Genomic DNA, 15,811 nt, shown 5'->3' with positions numbered 1-15,811 from the left:
GCAGAGCCGGGAGCTTATGCCCCCAGCAACCCCGCATGGTGGCGCAGGTGGTCGGCCACAAAGCTCTGCACAAACCAGTAGGAATGGTCATACCCTTCATGCTCGCGGCAGATCAGGGCCTGCCCGGCCTTTTCTGCTGCGGTTACTAGGTGCCACGGCTGGAGCTCGCGTTGCAGGAACTGGTCGGCCAGCCCTGTATCCACCAGAATGGGAGCGGGATGGGTATAGCCATCCTCCAGCAGGCACACGGCATCATGCGCGCGCCATGCCGCGTGGTCTGGCCCCAGATAGGTGGAGAGCGCCTTTTTGCCCCATGGCACAACAGAAGGGTGCACAACCGGCGCAAAGGCGGAAATGGACTTCCAGAACAGGGGGGCCTGCAAACCATGCACCAGCGCACCATGCCCACCCATGGAATGCCCCATGATCCCCCGCCTTGCACCATCCAGTGGCAGGGCGGCTTCCACCAGCAAAGGCAGTTCCTGTGCTATGTAACTGCCCATACGGTAATGCTGTGCCCATGGCTGCCGGGTTGCATCCAGGTAAAAGCCCGCACCTGTTCCCAGATCCCAGTCCGTGTTCTCACCTTCAATACCTGCACCACGGGGGGAGGTATCTGGCGTAACCAGAGCCACGCCCAGCCGGGCGGCTTCGGCCAGTGCGGTTGCCTTGATCAGAAAAGTCTCCTGTGTGCAGGTCAGCCCGGCCAGAGCATACACAACCGGCACTTTGCCACCCTGTTCTGCCGCTGGTGGCAAAAACACGCCAAAACGCGCGGGCAACCCCAGCACGCTGGAGGCATGTTCGTAAAACATCACGCGCCCACCATGCGCCCGGTGTTCTTCCAGCAGTGTCAGCCCTGTTGTTTCCGTCATCCCCACGACCCTTTTCATCTGGTCAGCCATACGTGCTCATGCTTACCATTACCCAGCATGCACAAACCATAATCGCACTGGCAACCCTGCGATGTATTGTGTGTTAAAATGGCACCGGGCATTCCGCCCAGTGACACAGAAACCGGAGATTTTTGAATGATCGTTGACCAGAAGGTCGGCTTACGCATTATCACGCGGGAAATCCTTATGGTCATCCTGCTTATGGCTGCGTGGGATCTGGTTGTTGTCATTCTTTTTCAGATTTTCCATCAGGAATGGATGGAACAGCCCAGCCTGCCCGTCTCCCTTATTGGTTCGGCACTGGCGCTGTTCATGGGCTTTCGCTCCAACAGTGCGTATGCGCGGTGGTGGGAGGGGCGCACATTATGGGGCGCCATTACCAATAACTGCCGCTCCTTTGGCCGGCAGGCCGGCACATTGCTGGGCGACCGGCATGACCTGATGTACGCCATTGCCGCCTACCCCCACGCCCTGCGCATGGCGCTTGGCCCGGTTGATGCCAGCGCGGATGTGGAGCGCCTGCTGCCCCCCCACATGCTCAAAGCCATTGAGCCATACCGCAACAAACCCAACGCCATTCTCTACCAGATTGGTCTGGGCGTGACGGAGGAAGTCACCCGCAAGGGCATAGATGGCGCCGTTCATGGCCAGATTGACCGCATCCTGTCCGACATTGCCAACGCACAGGGCGGGCTGGAGCGTATTCGCAACACCCCCCTGCCCATGCAGTTTTCCGCCCTGCCGCGCGCGCTGGTCAATATTTTCTGTATTGTTCTGCCCCTTTCCATGGTGCAGACGCTGGAATGGATTACCCCCCTTGGGTCATCGCTTGTGGGGTGCCTATTCCTTATTCTGGACAAGAGTGCAGACGACCTGCAAAACCCTTTTTCGGGCACTCCGCACGCACTGCCCATGGCAACCATGGCCCGTAATATTGAAATTGATGTGGTCCAGCCCACGGGTGACCAGACCGCACCACCCCTGCAGACACAAAACGGCGTCCAGCAATAAGAGCATTGCCGCCCCTATTCTTTATATTGCAGACAAACAGCGCATTTTATGCTACAGGTCTTGACCATGAACACGTTTAGAACACCTCCAAAAGGCGGCGTGACAGATGCAATGGCACGCACCGCTGCCGCCACCACTGCGGCCCAGGCCAAAACCAAGGTGAAAGACGAAGACCCTTTTCAGGAAGGGGATTCCATTGTCTATGCCGCTCACGGCGTCGGGCGTGTAGACCGGATCGGGATTGACGAAATTGCCGGGACAAAGCTGGAAGTGATCCAGATTTCCTTCCCCGGCAACCAGATGACCTTGCGTATCCCGCTTTCCAAGGCCCGCAAGTCTGGCCTGCGCAAGATTGTCTCGCGCGAGATTGTGGACAAAGCCATGTCCATCATCAAAGGCAAGCCGCATGTCAGCAAAGGCATGTGGGCCCGCCGGGCTGTTGCGTATCAGGAAAAAATCAACTCCGGTGATCTGGTACAGATTGCCGAAGTTCTGCGTGACCTGCGCCGCAACGTGGATAGTCTGGATGGCAGCTTTAGCGAACGCAAACTGTTCGAAGCCGCACAGGAGCGTTTTGTGGCGGAAGTTGCCGTGCTGGAAAAGAAAGAACCCAACGCGGTTCTGGAAGAGCTGACCGCGGTCATGAAAGCCGCCTGAGCTTTTTGGCCAAAGCGCGTTTTTCTTCTGGTCCAGTTTACCCTGACCCGGCATGGCACACAGCCCTGCCGGGTTTTTTATACCCCGCCAGAAACCGTGTGTTTTTACAGCCCGCCCCATAACCATGCGGAACACAACCATGCGCCCGCCCTCCACAACACCCGGCACGGAACTTACAACACTGCGCCACGCCATGCAGGCCATTCAGGCTGGCCAGTTCAGCCAGCCCCGTGCCCTGCTGGCCCCCCTTGTGGCGCAACAGAACGAACAGGCCCTGATCCTGCACGCCTTCTGCCTGTGTGGGGAGGGAGACAGCCATGCAGCCGCCCAGATTCTGGCGGACATTGGCTTGCGCAACCCCAGCAGCCAGCACCCCTTGCAGGATCTGAGCGAGACCATGGCTGCTCTGGACCAGCGCCCTGCCGCCATTGCCGTATGCCGCGCGGCAACCCGGCTTGCTCCGGCAGACACACGCATACACACGGCTCTGGGCGATCTGCTGGTCCAGACAGGCCAGTTCGAAGCCGCCATAACCACGCTAACAGAAGCAACCTCCAAGCACCCGCAGGATATGCTTGCCCATAACCTGCTCTCCATGGCGTATACCGAAAGCGGGGCGCTGGACACCGCCCTGCAATGCCTCACGGCATGCCTGCCCCATACCCCCAAAGATGTACCCACTCTGGCCAATATTGCCTCCGTTCTGGCAGCACAGGGGCAGATGGAGCAGTCTTTTGGCTATTTTGCCCAAGCACTGGCCCTGCGCCCGCAGGATGCCCGGATCAGGGTCAACCACTCCGTTGCCTTGCTCAAGGCTGGCCAGTACGCTCAGGGCTGGCGCGAGCATGAATGGCGCTTCCAGCTCCCCGGGCACACCAGCCTGCCCATGGAACGCCTTTTGCCAACCCTTGGCCCCAACACCGACCTGAGCGGCCAGCGTATCCTGATCACGCATGAGGAAGGGCTGGGGGATACGCTCATGTTTGCGCGCTATGTTCGCCCACTGGCCGAACGTGGCGCCATAACCCACCTGTGGGTGCCAGAAGCACTGGCGGACCTGTGCCGCAACATGCCGGGGGTACACACAGTGCAGGTTGGCGGCACGACCCCGGCCTATGACTGGCATTGCCCCTTTATCAGCCTGCCGCGGGTTTTTGCCGCAACATCGCAGCCATGGGGTGCCCCCGTGCCGTATATCCGGGCCAACAGCCACAAGGTTGCTGCACTGGCCCCGCTTTTGCCCATGAATGGCAAACTGAATGTAGGGCTGGTCTGGGGAGGTGCGCCACGCCCGACCTCCCACTTTGCCCATATGATTGACCGCAAGCGCTCCATGAGCCTGCACACCCTTGCTCCATTAGGGGCCATCCCGGGCATTAATCTGATCAGCCTGCAAAAAGGCCCTTACGCTGAACAGATGATGGACCCACCAGAAGGTATGATGCTCTACGACCCGACGGACAGCCTGCACACTCTGGATAACACGGCAGCCCTGATCATGGGGCTGGACGTGGTGGTAACGGTCGATACCTCTGTTGTTCATCTAGCCGGGGCGCTGGGCAAACCCGTCCTGCTGATGGACCGTTACGATAACTGCTGGCGCTGGCTGCATGGGCGAGAAGATACCCCATGGTACCCAACCCTGCGCATTATCCGCCAGACCACACCCCGCCAGTGGGATAATGTTATGGTACGCGTTGCGCAGGCGCTGGCAGACATGGCCGCACAGCGGCGTTGAGCCATCCAATAAAAAAGGCGGCCCGCACATATGCCGGGCCGCCTTTTTTTGTCTGTTCTGGCTGGAACGGTTTAGCCGGATGTTCCGGTCCGTGCCTGCACCGGGGTTGAAATCATACGGGCGTCGCTCCCGTTCCCGATAACCTCAAACACCCCAAGTGCGCGGCGTACGCGCCCATCCGGCAGCAGGGTAAACGTGCCATCCACCCCGGCAAAACCACCCGGACGCGTCAGGGATTCAGCGGGGTAGCCGGGCACGCCGCTGCGGGCCACGGTCAGCGCTGCGGTTGCCGCATCGTAAGACATATCAGCCAGTGGCTTGGGCATGTGGTGATTACGCGCCATGAAGCGCGTGACAAAAGCCTGACGGGAGGTGGGGTCAGGTGCCGCATACCACGCCCCCTTGATCGCCCCGAGCTTGGAGGCAAAAGATGCCCACAACCCCGGCCCCATAATGCGGACATCAGGCATATTAACCTGCGTAACAACCAGCGCATCCAGCACGTTTTTCAGCCCCAGCCCAATATCGGCCAGCAACAGGGCATCAAACGGCGGAGCGCCCAGTGTAACCTGCGGGGCTGCCGGGGCTACAAGGGTTGCCGCACCATTGGGTGCCTGCCCCGGCTGGGCAATGGGGGCCGCAGGCTGGTTGGGGTCCTGCCCAAGGGCTGCTGCCAGACTGGCAGGCAACTGCGCAACCTTTGGCAGTTCGGTCAGGCCGGATACTTCACTGGGGTTACCGCTTGTTGTGGTGGCACCGGGTACGGGGTTTGAAGGCATGGCCTGCTTGACTGCGGCAACGCGCGCATCATAGCCCGATAGCTGGCGCAGCGTCTGGGTAATCCCGTCTGCCGTGCCGTTATGGTAGGCTATGGTGGGTGCTGCCAGACCCTGATCACGGCAGGCGCTGACAAGACCATTCCCCATAGCGTGGCCCAGAGCATTATCGGGCAGCAGGGCCGCAAAATGCTGCCGCCCGTCCCGCTTGGCCTGCGCAACAAGCTGCTGCACCTGCTCCTCGGGGGTAATGCCCATAACCCACACACCGGGCCGCCCCTGCGTAATGTCGCTGGTAAAGGCCAGCACGGGAATACCTGCCGCCTGTGCTGCGGGGGCCGCTACTGCGGTGTCTCCACTGGTCAGCGGGCCAAGCAGAATACCATCCCCGGCCTGCAAGGCGGCGGACGTGGCCGAAGCAGCGCCCCCTATGGCTGCCGTATCATGCACATCCATCTGCATATCGGGGGGCAGTCCTTCCCCCCCAAGGGCGAGTTGCACACCGGCAAGCAGTTCGTGCCCAAGGGCTGCATTGTTGCCACTCAACGGCAGCAGCACCCCAACCTTGTGGCTGGTGGCCTGCGTGGCTGGCGCGCTCACCGCACCCATACCCGATGTTCCGGACTGGTCGGCACATCCGGCAAGGATCAGCCCTGTTACGCCAAGGGCAGCCACTCCGGTCTTGCACAATGCCCGGTTTGCCGCCAGACCTTGACGGGAAAGCCCTGACAGGAGCGAGTATGCACGCGTCATCATCCAGATCATCCTCTACCAACACCCCGTCCGAGGCACCGTCTTCCAATGGGATCGAACCTTTGCATACCGAAGGACATGCGCCAAGTCATGCGCGTTTTTCAGGTGGGCTTGTGCTGGTTGCGACCCCTATTGGCAATCTGGGGGATTTCAGCCCCAGAGGGGCGGAGGCACTGGCCCGGGCCGATCTGGTTTTGTGTGAAGATACCCGCATGACAGCCCGCCTGCTGGCGGATCGGGGGATTTCTGTCCGGACAGAAGCCCTGCATGAACATAATGAGCGCCAGCGCGTACCCAACCTGATCCGCCGCTTAAGCGAAGGGGCGCAGATTGCCCTTGTATCCGACGCAGGCATGCCCCTGCTCTCGGACCCCGGTTTCAGGCTGACGCGCGCCGCCATTGATGCCGATATTCCCGTAACCGTTGTCCCCGGCCCCAACGCGGCACTGACGGCCCTTGTCCTGTCCGGCCTGCCGCCCCACCCGTATATGTTTGTGGGCTTTCCGCCCCCCCGCTCCGCCGCGCGGAAAGAAACATTCGCCCGGCTGCACGCAGCCGAACGCGCCGGGCTGAGTGCAACACTGATCTGGCATGAAGCCCCCCACCGTCTGGCGGAAACACTGGCAGACATGGCCAGCGTATTCGGCCCCGACCGCCCCTGTGCCGTAGCGCGGGAGTTGACCAAACGGTTTGAGGAGGTCAAGCGCGGCACGGCAGAAGAGCTGGCCACGTTTTATGCCCAGACCCCACCACGGGGCGAAATTACCGTACTGCTCGGCCCGGCCCCGGAAGTTGAAACTTCCGCTGATGATCTGGACACCACATTACGCGCCCTGCTGGGCACGCATTCGGTCAAGGATGCCGCAGCACTGGCAGCCGCAGCAGCGGGCCTGCCCAAACGCACGGTCTATGCGCGCGCGCTGGAACTGGCGGCAGAAGCAAAAGAAGCATAAAAAAAACACCCCGGCTCCCTTGCGGGCCGGGGTGCCGCGGCAGGCTAGAGCGCGCCCGCAACCTCGCCTGCGGCATGGCCGCTGGCCCATGCCCAATGGAAGTTGTAGCCCCCCAGCCAGCCCGTTACGTCCACGGCTTCGCCCACCACATACAGCCCCGGCACGGATTGCGCCTCCATGGTGCGAGAAGACAGGGCTTTGGTATCTACCCCTCCGCGCGTGACCTCGGCCTTGGCAAAGCCTTCCGTCCCCTGCGGTTTAAGCTCCATGCTGTGGACCCGCTGCGCCATAAGCCGGATGTCCCGGTCGGCCCATTCCGCCAGTGTACGCTCGGGCGCGCCCAGTTCCACCATGGCGTGGGCCAGACGTTGCGGCAGCCAGCGTGCCAGTGCCCCGGCGCCCCTGGCTTTGGAGCCTTCCTTTTTCAGCTTCATGAGCAGGGCGGCAATATCCTGCCCCGGCAGAAAGTCCACAAACAGGGGCTGCCCCGCAGACCAGTAGGAGGAAATCTGCAACAAGGCCGGGCCAGACATGCCTCGATGCGTGAACAGCAGGGCTTCCTCAAACGTGGTTTTGCCACATGTGACCCGCACGGGGAGCGAAAGCCCGGCCAGTGAGCGCACCCATTCCTCGCTCTCCCCACCAAAGGTCAGCGGAACAAGAGCGGGTTCGGGCTGAATAACCGCAAGGCCAAACTGCCGCGCCATTTCATACGCAAAGCGGCTGGCCCCCAGTTTGGGAATGGACAGCCCACCCGTTGCCAGCACCACGGAACGGGCGGTCATATCCCCCCGGGAGGTCTGGACCCGGAACACATCGGATTTGCTGACATCATAAACCCGCACATCAGTCAGGATCCGCACACGGGCTGCGGCACACTCGTTGAGGAGCATCTGCACAATATCATGTGCGGAATTATCGCAAAAAAGCTGGCCGAGTTTTTTCTCGTGCCAGGCAATGCGATGTTTGGCCAGCAGGTCCAGAAAATGGCTGGGCTGATACCGGCTGATGGCCGATTTTACAAAATGCGGGTTAGCAGACAAAAACCGGTCGGCCCGCATGGTCTGGTTGGTAAAGTTACACCGCCCACCACCAGAAATAAGGATTTTCCGCCCCACTTCCGGCCCATGCTCCAGCACTGCTACGCTGCGGCCATGCTGGCCTGCCGTCAGGGCGGCCATTAACCCGGCCGCTCCCCCACCGATGACAAGAACATCAAACATCGGCGTTACGTTTTTTTGTGTCAAAATATCAGAAATCCAGATTGGTATAGTAATCAGGCGGCGTAATGCCGGAAACCCGGTCGTTCAGCAGTGGGCGAAAGCACGGGCGGGACTTCATTTTGGCGTACCAGTCACGCACGGCGGGCACCTTGGCCCAGTCTATGTCGCCAATAAAATCGAGGCAGGACAGGTGTGCAGCCGCCGTAAAATCGGCAAGGGATAAAAAGTGCCCCCCCAGCCAGCTCCTGTTTTCGGCCAGGTCGTTCACGTATTTCATGAGCGGACGCATGGAGGCATAGGCCTCACGCAGGGCACCGCCATCGGGGTTGCCGCGCCCGCTCAGGCGCTTCATCACCCGTTCATCAATAAACCGGCCTGAGACTTCACGGGCGAACAGCGTTTCAAACCACGCGACAACACGGCGCACTTCCACCCGCTCGGCCAGTGTGCGGCCCAGCAGAGGAATATCGGCATACGCCTCTTCCAGATATTCGCTGATCACGTACACATCGGGTACGATCAATCCGTTATCTTCCACCAGAACGGGCACATCACCCGCGGGGCTGAGCGCCAGAAATTCGGGGCGTTTTTCCCACGGGCGTTCAACAATGGCTTCAAACGGCAGGCGTTTTTCACCCAGCACAAGGCGCACCGTGCGGCTGGCTGGAGAAAGGGGGAAATGGAACAGGGTACGCATACCCTAGTGCTTTATGCCATTGCATGCAGCCACGCCAGAGGGAAAACCGGGCAAAGCCCATCAATTTCCACATATTCCTTTTGTGCGGCAAAAACTAACCCGCAACACAAACTTCTCTGTTGCAATACAACCCTGTTATTCTACACGCTAACTGGCGTTCCTGTTTTTGAGAGAGCATCTGTTCGTTGTCCGGCACACATTCCAATTCCTCCCGCATCCGTATGTCTGGGCGCTCCTTTCTGGCCCTGACCCTCACACCGGAAACACCGCTGGTGGACTGGCTGGCCGCACTGGACCACCAGATCCAGCGCGCAGTGGGCTTTTTTGCGGGCAAGCCTGTTATTCTGGACCTCAGCCTCATGCAGGCAGACACACCCGACTTGCCCCACCTCCTACCCGCCCTGCAAGAACGCGGCATACGCGTGCTGGGCATAGAAGGGGGAGACAGGTCCTGGCCTGCCGTAGCCGACTGGGCATGGCCGGAAAGCCCGATGGGTGGGCGCGCCTCCGGCCCGGTCAGCATCCCGGAAGGGGAAAAAACCCCAACACTGGCCCCTACCCTTGTGGTGGAAGAAAGCGTGCGCTCCGGCCAGCACATTATCTGGCCTGATGGAGATGTGGTTATTCTGGGGGCCGTGTCCTCGGGGGCGGAAGTCACGGCTGGTGGGTCCGTGCATATTTATGGCGCACTGCGGGGCCGCGCCATTGCTGGCATTGGCGGCAATGCGGACTCTCGGATTTTTACCCGCAACCTTGCCGCCGAGCTTGTTGCCATAGACGGATTCTACGCCACGGCGGAAGAAATGGACGCAAAATGCACCGGCAAACCCACACAGGTCATGCTTGCGGGGGAAACTCTGGTATTCAAACCCCTACCCTGATGCGGGTTTGAATAAAACATGCTACAAAAGCCGTATTAATGTCACATTATACGTTTCATTTTCGCGCACAGATTGTAATGTCTCACCCAGATTGGGCCGTGGCATAAAGCGCGCGCCTTTACTGGCTTGCATAAGGAAGAGGAAGACTGATGGCAAAGGTTCTGGTCGTCACGTCAGGCAAAGGGGGTGTCGGCAAGACCACCACCACCGCAGCTCTTGGGGCAGCATTGGCCAAGGCTGGCCAGAGCGTGGTTCTGGTGGATTTTGACGTTGGTCTGCGTAACCTCGACCTTGTCATGGGGGCCGAACGCCGCGTGGTGTTTGACCTGATCAACGTTATTCAGGGGGACGCCAACCTTGCTCAGGCCCTGATCAAGGACAAGCGGGTTGATACGCTCTCCCTCCTCCCCGCGTCCCAGACGCGCGACAAGGACGCCCTGACGCCAGAAGGTGTGGCCAAGGTTATTGCCGACCTGAGCAAAAAGTTTGACTGGGTGATCTGTGACAGCCCCGCAGGGATTGAGCGCGGCGCACAAATGGCCATGCACCACGCCGACATGGCCGTGATCGTGACCAACCCCGAAGTCTCCTCCGTGCGTGACAGTGACCGCATTATCGGCATGCTGGACAGCACAACGGAAAAAGCCAAAGCCGGTGAGAAAATGGAGAAGTTCCTCCTGATCACCCGCTACGACCCGCAGCGTGCCGCCCGTGGCGACATGCTGGGCACGGACGATGTGCTGGAAATTCTGTCCATCCCGCTGCTGGGCATTATCCCCGAAAGCGCAGATGTGCTCAAGGCATCCAACGTGGGTGCGCCCGTAACCATTGCAGAACCGGATAGCGCGCCAGCCCGCGCTTATACCGAAGCCGCTCGCCGCCTGATGGGAGAGAAGGTGGAAGTCACCATTCCCACAGAACGCAAGGGCCTGTTTGACTGGCTGTTCAAACGGAGAGTCGCATGACATTCCTCTCCAGCATTTTCAAGCGCCGCTCCTCGGCGCCGGTTGCGCGCGATCGGCTACAGATTTTGCTGGCGCACGAACGTATTGCTGTTGGTGATGGCAAGGATGACCTGCTTGCCAAACTGCACCGTGAGATCATGGAAGTGATCAAGCGGCATGTCGCGGTCGATCAGGACAAGGTTCAGATTAAAATGGACCGTGGCGCGCAATGTTCGGTGCTGGAAATTGATGTGGAAGTTCCCGGCCTGACCGACAGGGCCGAAAACGCCAAAAAAGACTGACAGCACCTATTATGCCCCAGCATAGCAGGCCCAAGCGGTCTGTTATGCTGCCAGTACGCAAACGCCCTGCTCGCGCCATATCTCTGGTATGGTGCGAACAGGGCGTTTTTCATACATAGGCCATAAAAGCGCCTTAGCCGGGCAGAAGAGGCTCCAGCCATTCCTTAGCCTGCATGAAGTCCCGCTTAAGGGCTTTTACCGCAGCATCCGCATCCCCCGCCCGGAAGGCCTGAAGCAGTTGCAGGTGTGGGTGGTCGGGGTTGGCAGGGCTTATGGTAGGCAGGCCATTGGCGGCGGCATAAATTGGTCCCATGCGGGTCCATAGCCCCCGGATCAGCCCCACAGTAACCGACAGCCTTGAAAAACCAGCCCCGGTGCTATGGAAATACACATTGGTTATGGCCGTTGCATGCGGCTCACCCGCCTCATACGCGGCAATAAACGCCGCGTGCTTTTCTTCAAGCACGGCAATCTGCTCGGGCGTGATATGGGCGGCCAGATCGCGGGTTACGCGCTCTTCCAGCACTTCGCGCACCCCATGAATATCCAGAAAAACAGGGCGGGAAGTCAGCGGGACACACGCCGTATTGCGCTCATCCAGCACCAGTGCCTGCTCGGATACAAGGCGCAGCAATGCCTCACGCACAGGGGTTGGGCTTAAGCCCAGCGATGCAGCCAGTGGGCGCAGCACCAGCCGCTCCCCACCCTGATACCGGCAATAAATCAACTGGTCACGGATCTGCTGGTAGGCATACGCCGCCAGAGCGCCCCGCCCTTCGGGCCTGCTCTCACCCTGCGCTGGAATGGTGATGGTGTTAAATGTCATTGCGCATGTGCCATTTGCCTGTTCAGAAACTGACTGTAGAGACCATTCTGCTGCTCAAGTTGCGCAGGAGAGCCGTCCTCTGCAATTCTGCCATCCTGCATAACAACGATTCTGTCAAAGTTTCGCAGGGTGGACAAGCGATGCGCCACGGCAATAACCGTGCGCCCCACCATAAGCCGGTCCAGTGCGCGCTGGACGTGCTCCTCGCTTTCCGTATCCAGCGCGCTGGTTGCTTCGTCCAGGATCAGAATAGGAGCATTGCGCAAAAAAGCCCGTGCAATGGCAATGCGCTGGCGCTGCCCGCCCGAGAGCTTGACCCCTCGATCCCCCACAATTGTCTCAAACCCTTCGGACAGGGCATCAATAAACGTGGCGCATCCGGCAGCAGCAGCAGCGGCGCGCACCGCCTCGTCACTCGCATCGGGCCGGCCGTAGCGGATGTTTTCCATCACGCTGCGATGCAGAAGCGAGACATCCTGCGGTACAACAGACAGGCAGGCCCGCAGGGCGTCATCTGTCAGTTCACGGATGTCCTGCCCGTCGATCAGTATGGAGCCGGACTGCACAAAGCGCATGCGCTGCAACAGGGCCAGCACCGTACTTTTGCCCGAGCCTGAACGCCCCACCAGCCCCACACGGCTCCCTGCGGCAATGTGCAGGTTAAAATGCGCCAGAACCGGCTCCCCTCCGGGGTAGGCAAAGGTTACATCGCCAAAGCGGACATCACCCCGCACGGGGCTGGGCAGGTCGGCGGCAACCTGCGGGTCGGGCATGTCATGCGGTACCAGCAGGGAGGACAGCACCTCGGACAGGCGCGCATTGTGCTGAATGGTTTCCACCAGTGCCAGAGCCAGATCGCGCGTGCCGTGCAGAATGGCAAAACCCAGCGTGATCACCATAACCACCTGCCCCACACTGGCCTGTTGCCACTGCCACAGCAGCACGGCCCAGACCAGCAGGCCCGTCGTGAGCACTGCGGTCATGCCCGCATGAATCATACGGAGCTGTTCCATATAGCGCAGGGATTTGAGCCGCTCGCCCATTTCCCGCTCGGTCAGGGCATTAAAGCGCTGGCGTTCGCGGTTGCGCATACCAAAGGCACGGACAAGGGCAATATTGCCCATAACATCCAGTGTCTCGCCCTCCAGCCCGGCGGCGGCCACCGCGTAATGCCCATGCAGCCTGCGCCCCTTGAGTGCTAAACGGAACATGATCAGGCACAAACCGCCAGCCAGCAGAACAGTCGCCCCACCCATGGTCAGGCTGACCGAGAGCATGAGCACCACAGAGAGCAGCACATTCAGGCTGGGCGGGAGCACGTTCCATGCCAGCATATTCTCAATGGTGAAGCTGACATTCCCCGCCGTTGCAATACGCGCGGCAAGGGATGCGGGCATACGATCAGCAAAATAAGCTGGAGAGTGGCCCGTTAAAAACCGGAACAGGTCCTGCCGTATATCCCCCGTAACCGCCACAAATGTCCGGGCGGCAAACCAGCCTGCAATACGCCAGCATATGTTGTCCGCCACGATCAGCCCGATCAGCACCCCCACGGCGGCCCATACGCCCGTAACCGCAGCCGCGCCGGAGTGGCTGGTCATCAGGTCCACCAGATGGCGGATACCGTAGGAGGAGAGCACAATGCAGCTTATGGCCCCACCCACGGCCCCAAAAACCAGTGTATGCCCCACTGGCCTTGCGCGCATGTAGCGCAGCAAAAAGCGTACCGGCCGGCCGGCATAGGCGGGCAAGGCTTCATCGGGTACGGTTACATGGGCGGATACGGGGTTGGCCCCGTCGGTCTTGTTGTTTTTGTCGTCCACCAACACGCTCTGGTTTTCTTCCCTGGCAGAATACGCCTGACCCAACAGCCAGACCGGAACAGCACCCATCCTGCCTGCCGCAGTCGGGTATTGCATCCACATTACGTGTCTTTCCGGCTTATCCCAAACAGGTTTTAACGCATACCAACACGCGGCCCACGCCATGCCCGTTATGATTCCGAACCAACCGGAAGCGCCAGAACCCCTTGTTATAACGATAAACATTGCGTGATGAGCCACGACCCGAGGCAACCATCCTTCACCTGTTTTTCAACTTTTCCACCCTGTTCTGTGGCACGGGCTATCCGCTACTGGCTCATCTCCAAACAGAATTTTTCCCGGCCCACATATGCTAAAAATTATATAAATCCCTGAAAATATTACACTATTTTAACTGAAATAACGCAGCATCCAGCAGGCCCCACACACAACCGGGGCACACGCCACCCAATGCGCGCATATCAGAACGCCCAAAAACGGGGGGCAACCGCACTGCCTGCGCAGCCTTGCCGCCCATTATCCACATATTGACGACAGCAAGCCTTGGCTTCCACAGAGAACATGAGAATTCAAGGGAGTACACAGTTCATGGCATCGCGAAAAAAGGCACTGTTGGCTACTGTCATGGCTGCATCAGTTGCCGGGGTGCCTTATATGCTCCCCACGCTTGCCTACGCGGATGACTACGCAGACCTGCTGGATGTTCTGCGTGCCAAGGGCAGCCTGACCAGACATGAATATGACACACTTCTGGCCAAGCATGTCCACCACGCCGCCCTTGCGGCTGAACCCCGTGCAGCACGCCCGGCCCATGTAGCTTCCGGCGGCACGCGCACGGCCATGGCGCATGCAGCCCGTGGTGCGCAATCGGGCTATGAGCCAGGTATCCGCTTTGACCCCGGCGCGGGTGAAAACGACATATCCCTGCGAGCAGAAGATGCCGCCACCCGGGCAGAAGCCAGCGCGCGCTCCGCACAGGAAGCCGCCAAAGCGCTGGATAGCGGCAATTTTGTACGTGTTGCCAAATATGTGCCGGGCAAGGGGCTGACCTTTAAAGCCGGCCCCATAGACATCAACCTTTCAGGCTTTGTGAACGGTTTTTACACCTATAACAGCCCTGCGGGTGGCCGCCCTGTTGCCGGTGGTGTTTCCTCCGGGTCTTCGGGCTTTGATTCCTCCGCGGTCAGGAACGGGCTGCTGCCTGCCGGGTTTATTCTCAAAATGAACACCGTGCAGCAGGGTATGGATATTTCCGCTGTTCTGGGCATGTATCCGGGGCTGGACAACGCCAAACCTGCCGCCTTTAACGCCAACTCCGGCGGTAGCCCCGTTGGGCTGGGCACCGCAGGCATCGACCTTCGTCAGGTGTACATGACCTTTGGCAACAAGGACATGGGGACCTTCAAGATCGGTCGTGATCTGGCCCTGTTCGCCAGCGATGCGATCATGAACGATGCAACCCTGCTCAGTGTTGGTTCCACAGGCAGCAATACCTCCCCTGCCAATACATCGCTGGGCCGTATTGGCGTGGGTTATGTGTACGCGGACTGGATCCCCCAGATCTCCTATACCTCCCCCAAGCTGGGTGGTTTTCAGGGGTCAGTGGGTATCTTCCAGCCGCTGGATGAATTTGGCTACGCCGATGCCACAAACCCCACCGCGGCCTCCGCTGCCAGCCAGTATTCGGCCGGGTCCACCCAGCATTCCTCCCCCATGGTGCAGGGCCGCGCCGTGTATGATTTTTCCGTCTCCGATGTGCAGTTCCACATCTGGGCCAGCTTCCTGATCCAGCACATGCAGGGGCTCAGCAGCCTGCAGGCAGATGGCAAAACACCCCTGCTCAGCTCCGACCAGCACCACAGCGCGATGGTGGAAGCGGGGGATATTGGCACCAAGGTCACCTATGGTCCGCTTGAAGGCGTTGCCTACTACTACCGTGGCAGCGGGCTGGGCACGACCGGCCTGTTCTTTGATGGTGTGGATGCCAGTGGCCGCAAACGTGACTCGGAAGGGTATTACGTGCAGGGCGCCTACCATATTACCAAAAAATTCCGTCTGGTTGGCAGTTATGGCGTAAGCAACCTGTATCTGGCTGGTGGGGAAAATACGGCTCTGGAAAGTCAGGCGGGTTCCGCGGGGCTTGTGCGCCGCAACCAGTCCGAGGTCGGGGCCGCCTATTACCAGATGACCGACTGGCTGACCGTGGTTGGCGAATATTCGCACACGTCCTCCTCCGCACATGGGGGCAGCAAGGAGAGCGACAACACCGCATCTGGCGGTGTCATGCTGATGTTCTAGTCCGGTCAAGGGGTTCTGCCGTCTCTATTTTAT

Annotated in this window: 14 protein-coding genes; 8 read left to right on the top strand and 6 right to left on the bottom strand. The window is 59.9% G+C overall.

Going from position 1 to position 15,811, the window contains the following annotated elements; genetic code table 11:
* Nucleotides 1–14: 14 nt before the first annotated feature.
* The gene (gene fghA / locus HK20_RS11535) at nt 15–875 is read right to left on the bottom strand and encodes an S-formylglutathione hydrolase (protein WP_086647214.1); all 861 of its coding nucleotides are present in this window, start codon (nt 873–875) and stop codon (nt 15–17) included.
* Nucleotides 876–1,031: 156 nt separating this feature from the next.
* Between fghA and HK20_RS11530 the strand changes: the two genes are divergently transcribed.
* The 3 genes from HK20_RS11530 to HK20_RS11520 all read left to right on the top strand — a co-directional run bounded on the left by HK20_RS11530 (nt 1,032) and on the right by HK20_RS11520 (nt 4,302).
* Entirely contained in the window at nt 1,032–1,907 is an 876-nt protein-coding gene (locus HK20_RS11530) for a bestrophin family protein (protein WP_086647189.1), read from the top strand.
* A 66-nt stretch (nt 1,908–1,973) separates the two neighbouring features.
* On the top strand, nt 1,974–2,564 hold the full coding sequence (locus tag HK20_RS11525; protein ID WP_086647188.1) for a CarD family transcriptional regulator: 591 nt from the start codon (nt 1,974–1,976) through the stop codon (nt 2,562–2,564).
* Between the two features lie 139 nt (nt 2,565–2,703).
* Nucleotides 2,704–4,302, top strand: a complete 1,599-nt coding sequence (locus tag HK20_RS11520) for a tetratricopeptide repeat protein (RefSeq protein ID WP_086647213.1) — start codon at nt 2,704–2,706, stop codon at nt 4,300–4,302.
* A 71-nt stretch (nt 4,303–4,373) separates the two neighbouring features.
* On the opposite strand, the gene HK20_RS11515 is transcribed toward HK20_RS11520, so the two are convergent.
* The gene (locus HK20_RS11515) at nt 4,374–5,831 is read right to left on the bottom strand and encodes a penicillin-binding protein activator (RefSeq protein ID WP_086647187.1); all 1,458 of its coding nucleotides are present in this window, start codon (nt 5,829–5,831) and stop codon (nt 4,374–4,376) included.
* Here HK20_RS11515 and rsmI point away from each other — a divergent pair.
* A complete protein-coding gene (gene rsmI, locus HK20_RS11510) occupies nt 5,819–6,784 on the top strand; it encodes a 16S rRNA (cytidine(1402)-2'-O)-methyltransferase (RefSeq protein ID WP_086647186.1) in 966 nt (321 codons plus the stop codon). The genes HK20_RS11515 and rsmI overlap by 13 nt on opposite strands.
* A 44-nt stretch (nt 6,785–6,828) precedes the next feature.
* On the opposite strand, the gene HK20_RS11505 is transcribed toward rsmI, so the two are convergent.
* Nucleotides 6,829–8,007: an NAD(P)/FAD-dependent oxidoreductase gene (locus HK20_RS11505; protein WP_086647185.1), complete on the bottom strand. Its 1,179-nt coding sequence runs from the start codon at nt 8,005–8,007 to the stop codon at nt 6,829–6,831.
* Between the two features lie 28 nt (nt 8,008–8,035).
* Nucleotides 8,036–8,704, bottom strand: coding sequence for a glutathione S-transferase family protein (locus HK20_RS11500; protein WP_086647184.1), 669 nt, complete (start codon nt 8,702–8,704; stop codon nt 8,036–8,038).
* A gap of 185 nt (nt 8,705–8,889) precedes the next feature.
* On the opposite strand from HK20_RS11500, the gene minC reads away from it, so the two are divergent.
* The 3 genes from minC to minE all read left to right on the top strand — a co-directional run bounded on the left by minC (nt 8,890) and on the right by minE (nt 10,831).
* Entirely contained in the window at nt 8,890–9,585 is a 696-nt protein-coding gene (gene minC / locus HK20_RS11495; protein WP_086647183.1) for a septum site-determining protein MinC, read from the top strand.
* A 149-nt stretch (nt 9,586–9,734) separates the two neighbouring features.
* Nucleotides 9,735–10,550 (top strand): septum site-determining protein MinD, encoded by an 816-nt coding sequence (gene minD, locus HK20_RS11490; RefSeq protein WP_086647182.1) that lies wholly within the window; start codon nt 9,735–9,737, stop codon nt 10,548–10,550.
* Complete coding sequence (gene minE / locus HK20_RS11485; RefSeq protein WP_086647181.1) at nt 10,547–10,831, top strand: cell division topological specificity factor MinE; 285 nt, start codon at nt 10,547–10,549, stop codon at nt 10,829–10,831. Before minD ends, minE begins: the two co-directional genes overlap by 4 nt.
* 133 nt (nt 10,832–10,964) lie before the next feature.
* Here minE and HK20_RS11480 read toward each other — a convergent pair whose 3' ends face one another.
* Both HK20_RS11480 and HK20_RS11475 read right to left on the bottom strand, forming a co-directional pair.
* Entirely contained in the window at nt 10,965–11,657 is a 693-nt protein-coding gene (locus tag HK20_RS11480; protein WP_086647180.1) for a GntR family transcriptional regulator, read from the bottom strand.
* The gene (locus HK20_RS11475) at nt 11,654–13,576 is read right to left on the bottom strand and encodes an ABC transporter ATP-binding protein (protein WP_233129193.1); all 1,923 of its coding nucleotides are present in this window, start codon (nt 13,574–13,576) and stop codon (nt 11,654–11,656) included. The genes HK20_RS11480 and HK20_RS11475 overlap by 4 nt, the downstream gene beginning before the upstream one ends.
* A 492-nt stretch (nt 13,577–14,068) precedes the next feature.
* Here HK20_RS11475 and HK20_RS11470 point away from each other — a divergent pair, with 492 nt between their 5' ends.
* Entirely contained in the window at nt 14,069–15,778 is a 1,710-nt protein-coding gene (locus HK20_RS11470) for a hypothetical protein (protein WP_086647178.1), read from the top strand.
* Nucleotides 15,779–15,811: the final 33 nt, after the last annotated feature.

Source organism: Acetobacter sp. DsW_54, from assembly GCF_002153575.1.
GTDB classification, from domain to species: domain Bacteria; phylum Pseudomonadota; class Alphaproteobacteria; order Acetobacterales; family Acetobacteraceae; genus Acetobacter; species Acetobacter fabarum.
Note: the sequence above shows the minus strand (reverse complement) of the source record. Positions and strands in the feature narration are given on the sequence as shown.